Here is a 19050-nt window from a genome sequence, read left to right on the forward strand (position 1 = left end):
AATATACAGGAATGGTGAGGGAAAAACATGAGCATACACATTAACGCTGCACAAGGCGAAATCGCAGAAATCGTATTATTACCAGGAGACCCACTACGCGCTAAATTTATCGCAGAGACATTTTTAGAAGACGTAAAACAATATAACGACGTACGTAACATGTTCGGTTACACAGGTACATATAAAGGTAAACGTGTATCTGTACAAGGAACAGGCATGGGCGTTCCATCTATCTCAATCTACGCAACAGAATTAATGAAAGATTATGGCTGTAAAAAATTAATTCGTGTAGGTACAGCAGGCGCATTAAAACGCGACGTAAAAGTACGTGACGTTGTCATCGCACAAGGTGCTACAACAGACTCAAAAATGAACGAAATCCAATTCGGTGGCTTAGACTTCGCACCAATCGCAGACTTCGATCTATTATTAAAAGCTTACAATGCAGGTAAAGAAGCAGGCTTAAACCTACGTGTAGGTAACGTATACACAGCGGACCTATTCTACGGCGACAAAAATCCAAACGAACTACTAGCAGACTATGGTGTACTAGCAGTTGAGATGGAAACAGCAGCACTTTACACACTAGCAGCAAAATACGATGCACAAGCATTATCAATTCTAACAATCTCTGACCACCTAATCACAGGTGAAGCAACATCATCAGAAGAACGCCAAACAACGTTCAAAGACATGATGGTTGTGGCACTTGAAGCAGCGATTCAAGACTAATAGGATTTATATGAATGAACCACACACGACTGAAGGTTGTGTGTGGTTTTTTGTGTGGTGTTTATTTTGAAAGTTATGAATAACTATCTTATGGTTTGAAAATGACCTGTTACATTTATGTGTGCTAATGGATATAATGAGTATGTAAAGAGCTATTTTATAAAAGCTTAATTTAATAAAAAGAGGTACAAACCACATGATTAATTTCCAAGACAAAGTAAGCTTCATTTGGTCAATTGCAGAGATTTTGCGTGGACCATATAAGCCAGAAGATTACGGTAAAATCGTTTTACCATTAGCAGTGTTACGACGTTTTGACTGCGTATTAGAAAGTACAAAAGAAGAAGTATTAGCGAAAGCTGAACAGTTTGCGACAATGTCCGAGGAAGCACGTGAGCCGATTTTAAATCGTGTATCAAAACAAAACTTCCACAATACTAGTAAATATGATTTCAAAAAACTGTTAACAGATTCAGATAACATCGCAGACAACTTACGTGACTACATTAATGGCTTCTCAAAAGTAGCACGTGATATTATGGAGCACTTCGATTTCGACCGCCAAATTGATAAGTTAGATCAAAATAACTTGTTATATTTAACGATTAAACGCTTCAGCGAATTAGATTTGCATCCAGAAACGGTATCAAATGTTGAAATGGGTTATGTATTTGAAGAATTAATCCGTCGTTTCAGTGAACATGCAGAAGCAGGGGATCACTATACACCACGTGAAGTCATTCGTTTAATGACACATTTACTGTTCTTACATGATGATGCCAATATTTTAACGAAACCAGGCTTAACGCAAACGTTATATGATGCAGCAGCTGGTACAGGTGGCATGGGGTCTGTAGCACAAGAATACTTATTAAATCTTAATCCAACAGCGCATTTAGAGTTTTTCGGTCAAGAAATCAATCCAGAATCATATGCCATCTGTAAAGCAGATTTATTAATTAAAGGGGAAGATGCAACGAATATTCGTTTAGGGAATACATTATCCAACGATAAATTCCCGACAGATAAGTTTGATTACTTAATTTCAAACCCTCCATACGGCGTTGACTGGAAATCATACGAGAAACCAATTAAAGCAGAGCATGAACAACAAGGCTTTGACGGTCGTTTCGGTCCAGGGACACCACGTACAAGTGATGGACAGTTATTATTCTTACTACACTTACTTTCAAAAATGAAAGATGTAACGCCAGAAAACCCACAAGGCTCTCGTTTAGCGATTATTATGAATGGCTCTCCTTTATTTACAGGGGATGCCGGTTCTGGTGAAAGTGAAATCCGTAAATATGTGTTAGAAAATGATTTAGTTGAAGGTATCGTCGCATTACCGAACGATCTTTTCTACAACACAGGGATCGCAACATATATTTGGATTTTAACGAACAACAAGGCACCGTTATCAAAAGGAAAAGTACGCTTAATTAATGCGGTCGATTTCTATAAAAAAATGAAAAAATCAATGGGTAGTAAACGTAACGAAATTAGAGAAGATCAGTTAAATGAAATCGTTCGTTTATATGGCGATGCACAACCAAATGAATCTGTGAAAATCTTTGATAATGAAGATTTCGGGTATGCGAAGATTACAGTAGAACGTCCATTACGCTTAAACTTCCAAGTAAGTGAAGAACGTCTAGCACGTGTCGTTGAAGAAAAAGGATTTGCGAACTTAGCAACTTCAAAGAAAAAAGGTGACGCAGCGCACTTTGAAATAGAAGAAGGTAAAAAACTTCAAGCGCAAATCTTGCATGTCTTACGCACATTAGAAAGCGATGAAGTATACAAAAATCGTGAAGTATTTACGAAGATTTTAAAAGATGCGTTAGCAGAAGCAACTATTAAACTCGGTGCATCTGTATTAAAAGCGATTTTAAACGGTTTATCTGAAAAAGATGAAACAGCCGATGTATGTATGAAAAATAAAAAGGATATTGAACCAGACACTGACTTACGTGATACAGAGAGTGTGCCATTGAAAGAAGATATCGAAGAATACTTCGCACGTGAAGTATTGCCACACGTACCGGATGCATGGATTGATCACTCGAAAACAAAAATCGGCTATGAAATTCCTTTCACTCGTCAGTTCTATAAATATACAGCATTACGCAGTTCAGCAGAAATTATGGACGAAATTCGTACATTAGAAGTGGAGATTGCTGAGCAGTTGAAGAAGGTGATGGGATGAGTAAGATTAAAGAATTAGATGTGCCATGGTTAGGTGATTTACCAGAAAATTGGAGAGTGTTAAAGCTGAAATATTTATGCGAAATTAATACAGGAAGTAAAGATACTCAAGATAAAATACCTGATGGAAAATATCCATTCTTTGTACGTTCACCGCATATTGAAAGTTTAAATGAATTTACACATGATGAAGAAGCGGTTATGACAGCTGGAGATGGAGTGGGTGTGGGGAAAGTATTTCATTATTATGAGGGTAAATTTGCTGCACATCAACGAGTATATGTTTTTACAAAATTTAAAAATGTATTAGGTAAGTACCTATACTATTACGTAATGTCTAATTTGAAATTTGAAGTATTAATGGGTGGCGCAAAATCAACAGTTGATTCACTGCGAAGACCTATGCTCTCTGAGTTTCCAGTAGTATTCCCAATGATAAATGTTCAAGATAAAATAGTGAAATATTTAGATCGAAAGGTGAAACAATTAAATTATCTAATTAATTCTAAAGAAAAATATATCTCATTATTAGAAAAACAACGCCAATCTATCATCACAGAAGCAGTAACAAAAGGTTTAAATCCAAATGTGAAAATGAAAGATTCAGGTGTTGAGTGGATTGGTGAGATTCCTGAGCATTGGTCAATATTACCTTTAAAGTATATTGCCAGTGAAAAGAAAAATTCATTTGTAGATGGGCCGTTTGGTTCGGATTTAAAAAATGAAGAATATGTCGACTCAGGAGTACCAGTTATTCAATTAAATAATATTAAGAATGGCAAATTACGAATTAATAATATGAATTATGTAAGTGAAGAAAAATCAGAACAGTTAAGACGGCATACTGCATATCCAGATGATTTAGTTATAGCGAAAATGGCTTCTCCAATCGCTAGATCAGCAGTTGTACCTAATATGTTCCAAAAATATGTTATTGTTGCAGATTGTGTTAAATTAAAATTAAAAGAAAATTACTCTAATGCCTACATTAATTACGCTATGAACACCCCTTTTACTATCGCCCAAGCAGAAGCTTTTGCAAATGGTACAACACGTTCAAGGGTAAATTTAGGCATTATTAAAAATTTGAAAGTACCTATTCCACATTTTGAAGAACAAAAAGAAATAGTTAGTTATTTAGAAGGTAAAATATCAGAAATGGATAATGTAATAAAATCTGTTGAAAAGCAAATTGAAAAACTAAAAGAATACCGTCAATCTTTAATCTACGAAGCTGTAACAGGTAAAATTGATGTACGTGATATGGAACTTGATTAAGTGAGGTGAAATGGAATGGCAGTAGATACGTCTGAAAAAGGATTTGAAACGAATATTGAACTAGCATTAATTGGTACTGGTTATAAGAAGCGTGTATTAGCAGATGAAGCGAGTCAAGCGTTTAAAGAGCATGCGATTGATGTTGAAGAACTATTTGCTTTTTTAGAAGATACACAAGAAAAGCGTATGCGCACATTAGAAAAATCATACGGTCCTTCTTATAAAAAAGAAGTGCTAAAGCGTATTAAAATGCAGCTTCATAAACAAGGTCTAGTGGAGTGTTTGCGTAAAGGAATTAAAGACCGTGGTGTGACGTTACAGCTTGCCTATAATAAACCACCAACAGATATGAATAAAACATTGAATGAGCAATATGCGAAAAATCGTTTTAACGTTGTACGTCAAGTTTATTACAGCGATAAGCATAACAATAGCTTAGATATGGTGTTATTTTTAAACGGTTTACCAATCGTTGTGATGGAGCTCAAAAACCCATTAACGAATCAAACAGTAGAAGATGCGATGAAGCAATTGAAAAAAGACCGGGATCCACGTGAGCAATTGTTTAAGTTTAATGAACGTGTCGCTGTTTATTTTGCGGTAGATCCAGATGAAGTATTTATGACAACGAAGCTGGATAAAGAGAAAACATACTTCTTACCGTTTAATAAAGGCAACAATGGCGGGAAAGGGAATCCGTTAGCTTATGGTGATAACTACCGTACACATTATTTATGGGATGAAATTTTAACGCCAGATAGCTTATTAGACATTTTATATCGTTTCGTTTTCGTGAAAAAAGACGATATTAAAGACTCGAATGGTGAAACAATTGGAGAGCGTCAAATGCTTATTTTCCCACGTTTCCATCAATTAGATGCAGTGCGTAAATTAGAAATAGATGTTAATGAAAAGCAAGTTGGTCAAAACTATTTAATTCAGCACTCTGCTGGTTCCGGGAAAACGAACTCGATTTCATGGCTTGCACATCGTTTAGCGAAATTGCACAATGCAGATAATGAATCGATTTTTAGTAGCGTAATTGTCATTACAGACCGTCGTGTATTAGATAAACAACTGCAAGATGCAGTGTATCAGCTGGAACATAAAGCGGGTATGGTAGCGCCGATTGATAAAGATTCTGAGCAGCTTGCACGAGCGCTCAATAATGAAACTCGCATTATTATTACGACGCTTCAAAAGTTCCCATTTGTATTAGAAAAGGTCGCAGGATTAGAACGTAAAAAATATGCGGTTATTATTGATGAGGCCCACTCTTCACAAGGTGGGAAGGCATCTACTGCTTTAACGAACGTATTATCTGATAAAACACTTGAAGCAGCATACGAAGAAGATCGTATTGCGGAAGAAAACTTAGATGATGTCGATGAAAAAATCGTTGAAACGATTATGAAAAGTGGTAAGCAAGATAATGTATCGTTCTTCGCATTTACAGCTACGCCGAAGCCGAAGACGCTTGAAAAGTTCGGTACGATGGGCACAGATGGAAAACCACATGCATTCCATCAATATACGATGCGCCAAGCGATTGAAGAAGGCTTTATTTTAGATGTACTTGAAAACTATACGACGTATCAAACGTTCTGGAAAATTGCGAAGACAGTTGATGATGATCCAGAAGTATCGAAAAAACAAGCAACGCGTACGCTATCAAAATATGTTTCCTTGCATCCACATAGCATTGCGCAAAAAACAGAAATTATTATGGAGCATTATCGTAATTTTGTGCAACGTAAAATTGGTGGTCGTGCGAAAGCAATGGTCGTCACAGCAAGTCGCCTGCACGCTGTTCGTTATAAGATGGCGTTTGATAAGTATATTAATGACATGGGCTATGATGATTTAAAAACAGTTGTAGCCTTCTCTGGTACTGTAAAAGATAACGAAATCAATTATACAGAGCCTGATATGAATGGTTTCTCTGAGAAAGAGCTACCAGAGAAGTTTAATTCAGACGAATATAAAGTGTTACTCGTGGCAGAGAAGTATCAAACAGGGTTTGATGAACCACTATTACACACGATGTATGTAGATAAGCCTTTAAGCGGTATTAAAGCGGTACAAACATTATCTCGTTTAAATCGTACATGTCCTGGTAAGGAAGATACGTTTGTGCTTGATTTTATTAATGATCCAGCTGTCATTAAAGAATCCTTCCAACCGTATTATGAATCGACAAGCTTATCTGAAGTAACGGACCCGAATATTTTATATGATATGCAGGCAGAAATCGAACCCTATCAAGTATTTACAGAAGATGAAGTTCAACAAGTGAATGAAATCGAAGTTGCAGGTGGTGTCACAAAATCAACGAGGGCACAAACAGCTTTGAATGCTATTCTTGATCAAGGTGTTGAACGTTTCAAAGACCTTTCCGATGAAGAACAATTTGCTTTTAAACAAGTCGCAACGAAGTTTACACGTACGTATGGGTTCGTGCTGCAAGTCGTCACGTTTATTGATTTAGACTTACACAAGCAATACATTTATTTGACGTACTTACTGCGTAAACTACCACGTGGTAAAGGGGATAAAGATGTTTATATCGCAGATGATGTGGCATTAGAATATTATCGTAATCAAAAAGTATTCGAAGGTAGTATTGAACTTGAAAAGACAGGTGGCATTGACCTAGATCCACAAAAACATGGCGGTGGCGGTCAGCAAGAAGATGAAAAAGTGCGCTTATCAAGTATTTTAGATAAGTTAAATGACCGATTTGGTACGAACTTTACTGAAACAGATTTCCTTTCACGTGAACAAGTGAAAGAGGATATGTTGAATAGTGAAGAAGTACGCCAGCAAGCAAAAAACAATACAAAAGACAACTTTAAATTTGCTTTTGAACGTTCATTTATGAATTTTGTCATTGATCGTATGAATACAAACCAAGAATTCTTCATGAAGATTTTAGAAAACGATGAATTTAAAGCATATATCATGAGTGACATGATGGATGAAGTTTATGGAGAAGTGAATAATTAGTAAAAGACATTGAATCTTTGGATGAAGAGTAAAAATGAATATAATATGTTGAAACGATTTTTTATTCGTGATATGATATTGCCATAAAAGATCGATTAAAGGCCGCAGGTTAATAAACCTCCGGCCTTTCTGTATTTTTAGAGGAGGTATATAATGGAGAAATATTTTTCATTACCTAGTGAAAAAGTAAAAATACTTCGAAGTCGTGGTATAAACATTCCAAATGATGGGGTTCAAAAGGACTTGTTAAGTAAGAGAAACTATTATAATCTCGTCAATGGATACAAAGATCCTTTCTTAATTAATAGAAAAGGCTCTCCAGAAATATATAGACCGAGTACACAATTACAAGAATTAGAATCTTTGTTAAAATTTGATTCAAATCTTAGGTTGTTATTTTTAAGAGAAATTTTAAAGTTAGAAGAAATATTTAAAAATCAAGTAGTGCAAAGTTTTTATACATATCATTTATATCAAAATAACCAGCATTCTAAAGAAGAAATAAAAAATTTACATAGAGATAGTGAATACTTGAGAAGGAAGTATTATGATTTAACGCCTCTTTACACTGAACATTCTAACGATTCTTTTGGAGTGATCAGCACAAAAATTACAACAACTAGACCACAAAATAGATTTACTACATGGGATAGACAATCAACATATGATAAATATATTGCTACTGTATATCAAACACTGGGACAACAAAGAAAAAATAAAAATAAATCTATAAAAGCTTATTTAGAGCAACATGGGTATATGCCCATGTGGGTATTAATGAATGTTTTGACATTTGGGAATGTGAGTCATCTATTTACTTTACAGAAAAAAGAGGTTCAATTAAATATTATAAGAGAAATGAATTTAATAACATTGCCGTCAATTTCAAATGAAACAGCTATTGTTAATACCTCAAGAATAATACAAATTTTAAGTATATATAGAAACATATGTGCACATAATGAAAGGTTTTATAATACAGAGATTAAAGTACCGATTGACGATTGTTTTATGGGATTTGGTAAAAAATTGCCTAACTACGTAGAGCCAGGAGGTAGGATTAGGTTAAATCAGGCTCAGCGAAATAAAAGATTGAATGCTAGAAAAGGTATATATGTATTGATCTTTATTATTTCTTTATTTATGGATAAAAAAGAATTAGATGGTTTTGTTAATGAAATCTTAAATGAATTTAAAATATTAAAAAAGAGTCTAGATAATGATACTTATAACGAAGTTGTAAGATTAATGGGACTAAAATTCGATTGGTATAAATTGATAAAAAATAATTAATTTATGTGTAAGTGAATTTTTAAGAGAAATCATTGAATTTAAAACCGTAGTTAACGCTTGTAATGAGTAGCTAAATTTTCTGGTTGAAAAAGATACGTCCTCACTTCTTTTTTATAAAAAAATAACGTTAGTGAATTTCCAGCGCCGGTCTTATGTGAGTTCGGTGCTTTTTTCTTCACCAACGTTATTTATTGTAGAGCTAAAAATTATACAGGATTTTATTGTTCAAAATACTTTTGTATCAAGTTTTTTTATATTTTAAAACGTATTATACGTTTTTAATTGAAGTTTTTTGCGTTTAATACTATAATTAAACTAACATAAAAACGTATTTATCGTTTAAAAGGTGGTTAGTGATGAGGCTTTTAAAAATGAAGTTGAATGAATTATTATTATTTGAAGGTGGGATTGAACTTGATTTTGTTGCACAACAGCGTGTAACAGAATTGAATGATGAGGGTTTAACGCATATTAAAGGTAATGTGTATCGTCAAAATGTTTTGGGGATTATTGGTATTAATGCTTCAGGAAAGACGACTGTATTAAAAATACTCTCTTTTATATTTGATTTGTATTTAAAACAAGGAAAATTAAATGGTGAACAGTACAGTTTTTTAGCAAATGAACAAAGTTTTACAATAGAGGCGTACTTCCATTTTAATGATAATCAGTTAATGAAAATTGAATCAATTGTTACGCGTAATCCTTATAATCAACTGGTGTTTCAAGAAGAAAAAATCTGGAAGAAGACAATAAATAAAGTAAAGAAAAGTCTATATTCCTTCACTGATAAAGATTTACAAGCTATTCGTACGGAAGAAAATTCACCCTATTTAGCTGACGATATGAGTATGATTATTGCTTATATGAAAAATCAACAGCCCCTTGATATAATAGATTTAATTAGCGAAACAAATAAGAATGTCATGAAAAAAGCAGGTAGAATCCCATTGCAGATGGTTGGTTTTCTTGATAAAAGTATTGATTATTTATATGAAGAAAAAGATAGCAATAATCATTTGATGATTCGCTTAAAATTTAAAGGACAAGACAATGAAATTTATTTAAACAATCATCAACATTTAGAAGCTTATTTATCTTCTGGCACAATTAAAGGTTTAAACGTTTTAACAGCCGTTGAAAAAGTATTTAAAAGTGGGGGTGTTCTATTAATTGATGAAATTGAAAATCATTTTAATAAAGAAATTGTTCGCACCATTGTTAATTTCTTTAAAAGTGAACGGACTAATCCACAAGGTGCGACACTTGTATTTACAACGCATTATTCAGAACTGTTAGATGATTTTGAGCGTAACGATAGTATTTACCTATCATTAAAAGAGGATAAGTTACGCTTCAACAACTTAAATGATTTATTGAATCGCAGTGATTTTAAGAAGAGTGAAGTGTACCAAAGTAGTTATGTAGGAACAACAGCACCTTCATATGATGCATATATGGAGTTGAAAAAGTATTTCCAACAGGTGCATAAAGAATGACAAGACCTGACTTAATAGCGTGTTTATGTGAGGGGTCTATGGAAAAAGCAATTATAGAAGTTTTACTTGAAAATAATTGTCTTATTTTCGAACGTGAGCAACTTTTAGAGGAGGAAGTTTTGCGATGTCGTAGCGCAAAAAATTTCGAACGGAATTACTTAAATAAAACAACAAATGAAATGATTACGGTATATCGTATATTAGATTCAGCGAATGAAAATTTTAAGTTATCAGGACCTTATTTAAAACGTGTAACCGTTGTGAATATCATTACAGCACCAGAAATTGAAATGCTAGTAATTCATGCGGAGGGAAAATATGATGATTATGTCCGTAAACGCATGAAGCCGAGTGATTATGTGAAACAATATTTAAAATTAGGTGAAATTAAATCTTATAAATTTGCGAAGCGATATTTTCATGATGTCGATGTATTAGTACAAGCGATTCAACAATATAAGCAGAAATCAGCTAATAAAAAAGGAACACTTGCAGATTTATTGAAATAATTGAATGATCAATAGACAGTCTATTTTAATTAGATAGGCTATTGAATACAAATATTAATCGAACTGCCAAACAAAAAATCATGAACAAGAGCTAGCCTCTCGTTCATGATTTTTTATTCCTCACACTAAATACGCTCTAAAAACTCTAGGCGATTTCCGCAAGGGTCATTCACATAAAAGCGAATCGCGTTTTCAAGTGGTTCATCTTCAATTGTCTCGATGTTGTGTGCGTGTAATGTTTCTTTGAGCATTGCTAGGTCTTTCACGATAAAGGCTGGATGTGCTTTCGTTGCGGGGGTAAAGGGTTCTTGAATACCGATATGTACTTCATGTTGTCCGCACTTGAACCATACGCCGCCTCGTTTTTTTAGATTGTCTGGTTTTTCTATTTCAGGCATAACTAAGATATCATGAAAGAAATGTCTATAAGCAGCTTCACTATTTTTCGGAGCAGCTAATTGGATATGATCGATGTCGATGAACATGGTTGGTTCCTCCTTATATACGTTTTCCACGTAAATTAATGAACATTGCAAAGAAAATAAGGCTAAGAATTAAGAAAATAATAATGAAGAAATTCGATAAGAACGGGTTATGATCGGGTTCGGTTGGATAACTGCCTGTGAATACTTGGGCGAACCAATAAATCATCGTAGCAATGTGCTCTAAACTGAAGACAATGCCACTCGCTATTAAAAAGCTTGCGCTTAATACGATACTACTTTTTTCTGTCATAACGTCACCACCTTCCTAAATATTAGTATAAAGTAAAAAAATGGAATTAAAATAGTTTTTGTGTAAGTTTTCGAAACAAGTGGTAAAGAGAAGGGAGTTGAAGGGAGCGGATGATGTGAAAGGAACGGTCTTTGCGATTATTTATGTCATACTAGGAATTTTAATCATTTTAGCGCCGTCGATTATTTCTGGACGTGGTTATGATGAAGCGAATACGTTGTCGTCCTTTTTGACAGCCGATTATATCGTGCGAATCATCTCGTTTATTGTAGGGATTTTAATTATTGTATTTGCGGTGCGCGCGTTCCAAAAGAAATAATAGTGTAACAAACATTGAAATAGAGAAAACCCCTAAAGTTCTTATTTTACACGAACAAATGTGATTTATGAATATTGAATATGTTCTGACAAAAGAAATTCATCTTTTTGTCAAATACTATAAGAGGTATTGTGCCTATCTCGTGAACATTTAAAAAGTAGGATTGATTTTACATGTCCATATGATAGGATAAAAGCGTAATCAATATTCATTACAAATTAACTAGAACTTATTATATAGGAGATGTTTTCATTATGTCATGGGCATTACTTATTACGCTTGTACTTGGGACAGTAGTCAAATTACTTACAGCACCACCAAATATCGTGGTTGTTTGGTTGACAGAACGTTATGCGATGCATCAAAAGTTGAAGTCAGAAGAAGTAACAATTACATTTGATCAAAAAGAGTTAACAGGACAAGAGAAAGAAGATTTCATCCAATCATTTAATGAAGCCGCATTTTTAGTACGTAATCCAATTTTTAAAGGTTTTGAAGATGAGGTATTAAATCCGGATACAGACATCGTACCGTACGTAATCGATGTGAATAAAAAAGGTAAGCATTCAAGACTATCTGTTTATTATGCGGAAGACCGCGTAAATGTAGTAAAACAACGCAATAAAAAAGTAATCTCTTACAGCTTAAACTCAGAAGAACTATCGAATACAACATTAAAAGGTCAAGCAGCTTGCAGTAAACAGATGCAACTTGTTTAATGTGATCAAACGAATGATTGAGCGAATCAATCATTCGTTTTTTTTTTATTACTTTTCGTTACGCTAAGAACCTGTTAAAATAGAAATAGTGTATGTACACGTGACGAGAGTGAAAGTGGTGAAAGATATTGGACGAACAGAAAAAGCAAGAGGAACAGCCAGAAGTAGAACCGAAAGCCTCGGAAGAAACGAAGCCTGCTGGTAAATACATTCGCCTGAAGCCCTTTACACTAATTATGATGATTATTGTATTAATTCTTGCGACATCAGGTATCACAATTTTTGCTTTAACGGTTGGGGAGAAGAAGGTAGTCGAAGTACGCACACCAAACCATGAAGAATTTCAAAAAGTATTTGATACATATGATGAATTAAACAAATCGTACTATGAAAAAATAGATGAAGATGCGCTTGTGAATGGTGCGTTAAAAGGGATGATTGAGTCATTAGGGGATCCTTATTCAGACTATTTAGGCAAGGAAGAAGCAACACAATTTAATGATAGTATCTCATCTAGTTTTGATGGGATTGGTGCAGAGATTCAAGAAAAAGATGGTCAGGTTATGATTGTCTCGCCAATTAAAAACTCACCTGCAGAAAAGGCTGGCTTACGTCCAAATGATATTATTAAATCAGTTGATGGTAAATCAGTTGTAGGAAAAACAGCGACAGAGACCGTACAAAAAATTCGTGGTAAAAAAGGTACGAAAGTGACGTTAGAATATCAGCGTGGAAAAGATTCGAAACTGCATAAAGTGACAATCACACGCGATGCAATTCCAATCGAAACGGTTTATGCAAAAATGACAAAAGATAAAATTGCACATATTCAAATCACAACATTTGCGGACCAAACGTATCAAGAATTACTGAAGAAGCTGGATGAGATGGAGAAGAAGGGTATGAAAGGTCTTGTACTCGATGTGCGTCAAAATCCAGGTGGTATTTTAACAACGGCGGTTAATATTGCGAGTCTATTCGTAGATGCGGGTGAACCAATTATGCAAATTGAGCCGAAAGATGGTCAAAAAGAGATTATTCGCGCTCAAAATGGTCGTAAAGTAGATGTGCCAACTGCGTTACTAATTGATGGTGGTAGTGCTTCTGCTTCTGAAATTCTAGCAGCAGCGATGAATGAAGATGCACATATTCCGTTAGTTGGTGAAAAAACATTCGGTAAAGGTACGATGCAAACAGCGAAAAGTTTAGAAGATGGTTCTACGTTAAAATATACAACAGGTAAATGGTTAACACCTGAAGGTAAATGGATTCATAAAAAAGGAATTCAACCAACTGTCAAAGTAGATTATCCAAGTTATGCTTCGTTACCATATTTAGATCCTTCTAAAACAATGAAATTAGGGGATGTATCAGAACAAGTGAAGGCAGCAGAAAAAATGCTGAAAGCACTTGGTTATAATCCAGGCAAAATTGATGGATTATATGATGAGTACACATCTTATGCGGTCAGTCGTTTCCAAACGAATAATAAACTAACAGTAGATGGTATATTAAAAGGCAAAACGACAAATAAATTAATGGATGAATTACGTGAGAAAATCCGTAAAGATGATCCACAATTATTAAAAGCACGCAAAATGGTTTTAAAAGAATTGAATCAATAAGTAAGAAGGGGGCAGCTGATGAGTTGTCCCTTTTTTCATAAAGGAGTGTTATATATGAAAGATGTATATTTATTAAGTGGATTTTTAGGTAGTGGTAAAACAACATTACTCGCGAATATGATTGAATCATTAAAAGAACAGGGGTTAAAGCCTGCAGTTATTATGAATGAATTAGGGGAACTAAATTTTGATTCACAAGCAGTTGAAGAAGGCATTCCGTTAAAAGAAATGTTGAATGGTTGTATTTGCTGTACAGGTTCTGAAAATACAGAAGCGCAAATTCAAGGGTTACTAGCAGAGAATGATTTTGATGTCTTATTAATTGAAACAACGGGTGCTGCACATCCTGTGGAAGCATTCGATGCAGTATATTCACCACTTTTTGCAGATCAATTGAATATTAAAGGCATCGTAACCGTAGCAGATAGTAAGCGTTGGTTGATGCGTCATGAGATGACACCACAAACACGTTCTTTATTTTTAGAGCAAATTCGTCATGCGCATTTATTATTAGTAAATAAAGCAGATTTATTAACAGAACAAGAGTTAGGGCAAGTCACATACGAATTACAAGCACTAAATCCGAATGCTTTAATCGTTCAAACAACGAATGCAAAAGTACCATATTCATTTTTAAATAAAATTCAAGCGACAGCGCGTCCAAAGGATATTGAAAAAGCAGATATTGGACATCATTTGCACCTTAGTTCTCGCTTAGTTGATTTTACAGACCAAGCATTTACGCAAGAGGAGATTGAGGATTGGGTGCGCTCATTACCAGAGACAGTGTATCGTATGAAAGGGTATTTGCCGATTAAAGGAAATAGTAAGCCGATGTTATTCCAATACGCATACGGTTTAACGCAGTGGATGCCTGAATTCATAAAAATGCCGCCGAAGTTAGTGATCATCGGCGACGGAGTAGATGCGATTCCTTTACCCACTACTACTTTGTGATTGAGCACGCTTAAATTGAATATAGTAGATGAGAAATGTTACGACTAGAATGACAACAAAAGCGACGAATTCCCATATACCTAGATGAATCGTAATAATATCGAGTGCAAGAAACACATTTTTCAACATAAGCCATGTAAGGAAAAGTGAGAGTTCATTTTTTAAAAGACTAGTCATACGAGAGAGAATCATATGCTGTTCTTCTGATGCGAGCCGTTGATCGGGTTTTGGAAGGTGCATGAATTGTGGTTTTTGTTCCATATAACGTAGGAAACTCCAAAGAGCGATACTGAGTGTGGAATGAAGAAAACAAACCAATGATTTGCGTAGCAATCAGGTTCTCCTAAAATATTATAGTGACTTGGAACTTCTGCAGGAAGGCGATTGAAGAAAATGATGAGTAGCATAGTTGTGGCGAACCAGAGCTAAAATAATGGATACGATGATTCCTTGTTGGACGGTAAATGTTGCCTCTTTCATTTTTTTTGCGCCGACTGATTGTGCTACAATAGGGGTAACAGATAGTAAAATACCAGAAATCCCTACATAGATTGGCATCCAGATGGACGAACCGATGGAGACACCGGCTAAATCAGTTGTTCCGTATTTGCTTGAGAATAATACATCAAAAAAGGTAACTAAATATAGTGCAATTTGTGTAACTAAGATGGGTGAAACAATGACAAAAAGCAACTTCCACTTTTGTCCGTTCGTAGTCGTTTCGTACACAGAATCGCCTCCTTTCATAAAATTAAGTCCATTGTGCCTTTTCATGGATGGGTTGGTATAGTACAATAAGATATTATTTTTATACATGTAAAAATCGTATAAATAGAATGGAGTTTATTATACAAATGAATCAGAAAACAGTTGTATTAACTGGTGGCGGAACAGCAGGGCACGTCTCGCTCAATCAAGCTATCATACCATCATTTTTAGATAAAGGCTATGACGTTCATTATATCGGTTCTAAGGACGGTATTGAACAAGAAATTATTTCAGAAGCGTTTCCCAATTTACCGTTTCATTCAATTTCAAGTGGGAAGTTACGTCGCTACTTTTCGGTGAAGAATTTTACAGATCCGTTCAAAGTGCTGGCAGGTGTATTCCAAGCAGTCGGTCTACTACGTAAATTAAAGCCAACGATTGTCTTTTCAAAAGGTGGATTCGTATCGGTACCGGTCGTTATTGCAGCGAAAGTTTTAGGTATTCCTGTTGTTTCACATGAATCTGATGTTACACCAGGCCTTGCGAATAAGATTTCATTACCATTCGCATCACATATTTTCACGATTTTTAAACAAACATTAAAATACTTACCATCTGAAAAATCAAGTTGTACAGGTTCAATTATTCGTCCAGAATTATTTGAAGGTGACCGCACAAGAGGGTTAGCAATGTGTCAATTTACAAATGGTAAGCCGACCATCTTAATTATGGGTGGTTCACTTGGCTCGAAGTTCATTAACCAAGCAGTACGCAACAACTTAACAGAATTACTTGTACAATACAATATCATTCATCTTTGTGGTAAAGGAAATATCGACGAGGCATTAAATGAAATGCCAGGTTATCAGCAGTATGAATATGTGACGACTGAATTACCTGACTTACTTCATGCGAGTGATTACATCGTATCGCGTGCTGGTTCCAATTCGATTTTCGAATTTTTAGCGCTAGAAAAGCCCATGTTATTAATTCCATTATCAATGGCGCAGTCGCGTGGTGATCAAATCGTCAATGCGAAAATTTTCAAACAACAAGGTTTAGCAGAAGTGTTGCAAGAAGAAGAATTGACACCTGAAAGCTTCATGCAGGCACTGCGTACATTAAAAGAGAACGAAACGGCTCTACGTCAAAATATGATAGAAGCAGAATCACCAAAAACACCAGACGAGATGGTGGCACTGATTATGCAATATGCGAAAAAATAATTAGTTAATCGGGAGAGTCTTAGGATTCTCTCGATTTTTTTACACACAAAACCCCTCCATTTAAAAATGAAGGGGTTGTTTTATTACATCGCTTGTTCTGTCTCCTGTGCTTGGCGAGCAGTGTACAAGTAGAAGTTATCTCGTTCGATTTTGAACAATTCGAATTTTTGTTCACCTGCATTGATTTCTTCGTATAGTGCTGGGTGACTTTCTTTCGCATCACACGCATACTCTAATTTCGCAGCAGCACGTTGAGATTTAATGTTCTCTTTTTTAATTTTCATAAATACAGTTTGAAAGTCTAGTTCAAAAAACAGTTCATTGAAGAAGTCTAGTTTTGCTTGTTGGTTATAACCCTTACCTTGATAAGGTAAACCAATCCAAGTGCCTAAAAAACCAGCCTTATCTTCAATATCGTATAGTGTAATCGTCCCGATTGGGTGGCCCCACTCGTCAAGTATTGTACGAGAAACAACAAGTCCTTGCTCTTCTTCCTCCATAAGCTGGCGAGTCATAAACCATAATTCATCTGCTGTCTTAGCCTTTTGACGGACAAAAGGGAAGACAGATGGGTGGCTTAACAATTCAAATAATTCATTACTCTCGTAAAGATCACGTTGTTTAAGCATACCTAACGCCTCCTTTTGGGTGGACCTTCAAACATACATACCATGTTCGCTCCACCTTCGAAATTTTTCATAAGTGTTGCATAAAAAATTTCGGGGTGGGAATCGAACCCACTAGAACCAGAAAACTGGTGACGCACCATTTGCCTTCCCTAAAATCTACTATTACGAATAGAGATTCATTTATGAAATTATTTTGCAATTTAAATATACAAGGAATTACATCATTTGAAAAGATAAAAATGCGAAATTTTTATCTTTTTTTAAAAAATACCTTACCTAATGATAAAAAATCTTAAAAATTGTCTAAATCGTGTCTATTCGTCTTAGTAAATTTTAAATAAGGTTTTACTATATACCCTCTTTTAAATAAAAATATGCCGTTTTAAAGCAAAAAAATATTTCAAATAAGAAAAAAATATCAGAACAAATGTATGATATTTGATATAATTTATACAATTTTTCGTTAAAAAAGTATAAAATTCTCAAAAAAATATAAAATTCTCAAAAAAATAAATTATGACTTCAAGTGCACAGGGTTGTAACCATAAAAAATAAGAATTATGATAGAATAGACAGGAAATGTAGGGGGATTTAACGATGAAATACGATGTATTAAAAGTTCAAGGTTCAGGCAATACATTCTTTTTAATAGAAGGTAAAAATGACGAGTTGAATTGGTCAGAAGTCGGTAAATGGTTATGCGACCCAGTACAGTATGGTGGAGCAGATGGTCTACTTGTTGTGTTACCATCAGTACATGCAGATGCAAAAATGCGTGTCATTAATGCGGATGGTTCTGAAGCGTCTATGTGTGGTAATGGATTACGCTGTGTTGCACGTTATGTATTAAGTAAGATTGGTAAAGATCAAGGAATCATCGAAACGATGAAGGCAGATTTACATGTTGCACGTCATGGTGAATTAATAGAAGATATTCCTGCTTTTTCAGTAGAGATTGCACCTGTGTCATTCGATTTAGCTTCTTTACCAATGGTCTATAATGCACAGCACACATTAATTGATGAACAGATTGCTGATTTTTCAACAGAATTACGTTATACAGCAGTATCTGTACCAAATCCACATTTAATCTCAATTGTACCTAAAGCATATATTGAAGATTTTAAACATCAGGAGCAATTAGCGAAGCGCTTAAATGACGAAAATAATTATACGCCAGATGGTGTGAATGTTAGCTATGTATATCCAATCTCATCATCAGAAGTTTTTGTCCGTACATATGAACGAGGTGTTGGATTTACCAATGCATGTGGTACAGCGATGACAGCCTCATCGTTAGTTGCTTCACTTTTACACATTGTGGACGAAAATATGGTTACAGTCTATAATCCAGGTGGTTTCGTTAAGTGTCACGTGCAGCAAAGCGGAACAGAAACAAAATTATCTTTAATCGGAAATGCAACATATATCGCATTATATGAATTGAACATTGATGACGAAAATCATCTTTATATAAAGGAAGAATTAACGGAGCAAAGTGAGTATCTACAAAAAATAAAAGAAGTGTGTATTGCTTTTTGAAACGTGAGAAAAACAAACTCGGGGGAGTGGAAGAAATTTGAGAAACGAAATAGAAGCATCAGTGA

The 19050-nt window shown here is 34.8% G+C and carries 19 protein-coding genes; 13 read left to right on the forward strand and 6 right to left on the reverse strand.

The features are described from left to right. Nucleotides 1-27: 27 nt before the first annotated feature. The 7 genes from deoD (at nucleotide 28) to MHB75_RS03585 (ending at nucleotide 10525) form a co-directional block, all read left to right on the forward strand. Nucleotides 28-732 (forward strand): purine-nucleoside phosphorylase, encoded by a 705-nt coding sequence (deoD, locus tag MHB75_RS03555; protein ID WP_325942809.1) that lies wholly within the window; start codon nucleotides 28-30, stop codon nucleotides 730-732. A 196-nt stretch (nucleotides 733-928) separates the two neighbouring features. Continuing rightward, the gene (locus MHB75_RS03560) at nucleotides 929-2941 is read left to right on the forward strand and encodes a type I restriction-modification system subunit M (RefSeq protein ID WP_340995956.1); all 2013 of its coding nucleotides are present in this window, start codon (nucleotides 929-931) and stop codon (nucleotides 2939-2941) included. Continuing rightward, entirely contained in the window at nucleotides 2938-4218 is a 1281-nt protein-coding gene (locus tag MHB75_RS03565) for a restriction endonuclease subunit S (RefSeq protein WP_340995957.1), read from the forward strand. The genes MHB75_RS03560 and MHB75_RS03565 overlap by 4 nt, the downstream gene beginning before the upstream one ends. Before the next feature lie 15 nt (nucleotides 4219-4233). Further along, the gene (locus MHB75_RS03570; protein WP_340995958.1) at nucleotides 4234-7224 is read left to right on the forward strand and encodes a type I restriction endonuclease subunit R; all 2991 of its coding nucleotides are present in this window, start codon (nucleotides 4234-4236) and stop codon (nucleotides 7222-7224) included. A 153-nt stretch (nucleotides 7225-7377) separates the two neighbouring features. Further along, nucleotides 7378-8517, forward strand: coding sequence for an Abi family protein (locus MHB75_RS03575; RefSeq protein ID WP_340995959.1), 1140 nt, complete (start codon nucleotides 7378-7380; stop codon nucleotides 8515-8517). A 356-nt stretch (nucleotides 8518-8873) separates the two neighbouring features. Further along, nucleotides 8874-10016 carry an ATP-binding protein gene (locus MHB75_RS03580; RefSeq protein ID WP_340995961.1) on the forward strand — a complete coding sequence of 381 codons (1143 nt, stop codon included), beginning with the start codon at nucleotides 8874-8876 and terminating at the stop codon, nucleotides 10014-10016. A 38-nt stretch (nucleotides 10017-10054) separates the two neighbouring features. Continuing rightward, nucleotides 10055-10525: a hypothetical protein gene (locus tag MHB75_RS03585; RefSeq protein WP_340995962.1), complete on the forward strand. Its 471-nt coding sequence runs from the start codon at nucleotides 10055-10057 to the stop codon at nucleotides 10523-10525. Between the two features lie 125 nt (nucleotides 10526-10650). On the opposite strand, the gene MHB75_RS03590 is transcribed toward MHB75_RS03585, so the two are convergent. Continuing rightward, nucleotides 10651-11010, reverse strand: a complete 360-nt coding sequence (locus tag MHB75_RS03590; protein WP_340995963.1) for a glyoxalase — start codon at nucleotides 11008-11010, stop codon at nucleotides 10651-10653. A 13-nt stretch (nucleotides 11011-11023) separates the two neighbouring features. After that, the gene (locus MHB75_RS03595) at nucleotides 11024-11260 is read right to left on the reverse strand and encodes a hypothetical protein (protein WP_068454006.1); all 237 of its coding nucleotides are present in this window, start codon (nucleotides 11258-11260) and stop codon (nucleotides 11024-11026) included. A gap of 97 nt (nucleotides 11261-11357) precedes the next feature. On the opposite strand from MHB75_RS03595, the gene MHB75_RS03600 reads away from it, so the two are divergent. The 4 genes from MHB75_RS03600 (at nucleotide 11358) to MHB75_RS03615 (ending at nucleotide 14880) form a co-directional block, all read left to right on the forward strand. Beyond that, on the forward strand, nucleotides 11358-11579 hold the full coding sequence (locus MHB75_RS03600; RefSeq protein WP_340995964.1) for a hypothetical protein: 222 nt from the start codon (nucleotides 11358-11360) through the stop codon (nucleotides 11577-11579). Between the two features lie 254 nt (nucleotides 11580-11833). Beyond that, entirely contained in the window at nucleotides 11834-12298 is a 465-nt protein-coding gene (locus MHB75_RS03605) for a YfmQ family protein (RefSeq protein WP_141274115.1), read from the forward strand. Between the two features lie 128 nt (nucleotides 12299-12426). Then, nucleotides 12427-13923: a lmo1851 family serine protease gene (locus MHB75_RS03610; RefSeq protein ID WP_141274114.1), complete on the forward strand. Its 1497-nt coding sequence runs from the start codon at nucleotides 12427-12429 to the stop codon at nucleotides 13921-13923. Nucleotides 13924-13977: 54 nt separating this feature from the next. After that, nucleotides 13978-14880, forward strand: coding sequence for a CobW family GTP-binding protein (locus MHB75_RS03615; RefSeq protein WP_340995966.1), 903 nt, complete (start codon nucleotides 13978-13980; stop codon nucleotides 14878-14880). Here the strand turns inward: MHB75_RS03615 and MHB75_RS03620 are convergent. From MHB75_RS03620 to MHB75_RS03625, 3 genes are read right to left on the reverse strand one after another with little or no spacing between them, the layout of a single operon-like run. Next, a complete protein-coding gene (locus MHB75_RS03620; RefSeq protein ID WP_340995968.1) occupies nucleotides 14860-15141 on the reverse strand; it encodes a hypothetical protein in 282 nt (93 codons plus the stop codon). The two genes, MHB75_RS03615 and MHB75_RS03620, sit on opposite strands and share 21 nt — an antisense overlap. Beyond that, on the reverse strand, nucleotides 15069-15287 hold the full coding sequence (locus MHB75_RS15070) for a DUF1648 domain-containing protein (RefSeq protein WP_445666992.1): 219 nt from the start codon (nucleotides 15285-15287) through the stop codon (nucleotides 15069-15071). Before MHB75_RS15070 ends, MHB75_RS03620 begins: the two co-directional genes overlap by 73 nt. After that, the gene (locus MHB75_RS03625) at nucleotides 15232-15609 is read right to left on the reverse strand and encodes an MATE family efflux transporter (protein ID WP_340995970.1); all 378 of its coding nucleotides are present in this window, start codon (nucleotides 15607-15609) and stop codon (nucleotides 15232-15234) included. The genes MHB75_RS15070 and MHB75_RS03625 overlap by 56 nt, the downstream gene beginning before the upstream one ends. A gap of 125 nt (nucleotides 15610-15734) precedes the next feature. Between MHB75_RS03625 and MHB75_RS03630 the strand changes: the two genes are divergently transcribed. Beyond that, complete coding sequence (locus tag MHB75_RS03630) at nucleotides 15735-16814, forward strand: undecaprenyldiphospho-muramoylpentapeptide beta-N-acetylglucosaminyltransferase (RefSeq protein WP_340995972.1); 1080 nt, start codon at nucleotides 15735-15737, stop codon at nucleotides 16812-16814. A gap of 83 nt (nucleotides 16815-16897) precedes the next feature. Here MHB75_RS03630 and MHB75_RS03635 read toward each other — a convergent pair whose 3' ends face one another. After that, complete coding sequence (locus MHB75_RS03635) at nucleotides 16898-17443, reverse strand: GNAT family N-acetyltransferase (protein ID WP_068453994.1); 546 nt, start codon at nucleotides 17441-17443, stop codon at nucleotides 16898-16900. Nucleotides 17444-18040: 597 nt separating this feature from the next. Between MHB75_RS03635 and dapF the strand changes: the two genes are divergently transcribed. Beyond that, nucleotides 18041-18985: a diaminopimelate epimerase gene (gene dapF / locus MHB75_RS03640; protein ID WP_340995973.1), complete on the forward strand. Its 945-nt coding sequence runs from the start codon at nucleotides 18041-18043 to the stop codon at nucleotides 18983-18985. Nucleotides 18986-19050: the final 65 nt, after the last annotated feature.

Source organism: Kurthia sp. FSL E2-0154, assembly GCF_038003625.1.
GTDB classification, from domain to species: Bacteria; Bacillota; Bacilli; order Bacillales_A; family Planococcaceae; genus Kurthia; species Kurthia gibsonii.